This window comes from Rhizobacter sp. P3_B12 (assembly GCF_056402895.1).
On sequence record NZ_JBFUGN010001381.1, the window covers coordinates 1 to 1,246 of the forward strand.

General features: G+C 72.9%; 2 pseudogenes. Both read left to right on the plus strand.

What is annotated here, in order from left to right:
* Nucleotides 1–337, plus strand: a pseudogene (locus tag AC1D01_RS35415) (ABC transporter ATP-binding protein); the annotation flags it as partial.
* Nucleotides 327–1,246: pseudogene (locus AC1D01_RS35420) on the plus strand (mandelate racemase); the annotation flags it as partial. The pseudogenes AC1D01_RS35415 and AC1D01_RS35420, both read left to right, overlap by 11 nt.

Here is a 1,246-nt window from a genome sequence, read left to right on the forward strand (position 1 = left end):
GCGGGCGCTGCTGCACGACCCACCGGTGCTGCTGATGGACGAGCCCTTCGGCGCGCTCGATGCGATGACGCGCGAGCGCATGAACCTGGAGCTGCAGCGCATCTGGGGCGCGGCCGGCAAGACGGTGCTGCTGATCACGCACAGCATCSMSGAGGCGATCTTCCTGTCGGACCGGGTGGTGGTGATGACCGAGCGGCCGGGCGCCATCGCCGCGGTGTACGACATCGCGCTGCCGCGACCGCGCTCGCTCGAGGTGATGGGCAGCGAGGCGTTCGCCGCGTATGCGAAGACGCTGCGCGCGCACTTCTACGCGCAGGGGTCGCTCGATGCGCATTGAAGGCATCCTGCTGGTCGTGCGCGCGGTCGACTGCGGCGTGCGGCCGGTGGCGCTGCGCCTGYCGTTCCGCTTCGGCGCGGTCACGCTCGATCGCTGCCCGCAGCTGTTCGTGCGCGCCACCGTCGAGGTGGCCGGCCGCGGCAGCTGGCAGGGCCACGCGGCCGAGCTGATGGTGCCGAAGTGGTTCGACAAGCGCGCCGGCTTCTCGCACGCGCAGAACGTCGAGCACCTGGCCAACGCGGTCGAGCGCACGGTGCAGGCCTATGCCGGCGACGCGTCGGCCAGCGCGTTCGAGCTGTTCCAGCGCCACGCGGCCGCGCTGGCCGACGCCGGCCGCCACGCCGGCGCGACCGAGCTGTCGAGCGCCTTCGGCCCGGCAGTCGTCGATCGCGCGGTGATCGACGCGCTGTGCCAGGCGCTCGGCGTGTCGGTGTTCGATGCGGTCGCTCGCAACGCGATCGGCCTGCAGCCCAGCGCGCTGCTGCCCGACCTGCGAGGCTTCGACTGGAACGGATGGCTGCCGACGCTGGTGCCGCGGCTGCGCATCGAGGCCCGCCACACCATCGGCATGCTCGATGCGCTGCAGGCGCAGCCCGCGGATGCCGGCCCGCTGCCGGTGAGCCTGCCGGCGGTGATCGCGCGCTACGGGCACCGCGTGTTCAAGATCAAGCTCGGCGGCGATCCGCAGGCCGATGTGCAACGCCTCGGCGAGGTGCTGGCGGTGCTCGACCGCGAGGCGCCCGGCCACCGCTACACGCTCGACGGCAACGAGCAGTACGGCGACACCACCGCGCTCTCCGAGCTGTTCGCACGGCTGGCCGCCCTGCCCGCGTACGCCGCGCGGCCCGACGCGCTGCTGTACCTCGAGCAGCCGCTGCCGCGCGATCGCTCGTTCGATGGCGCACTGCC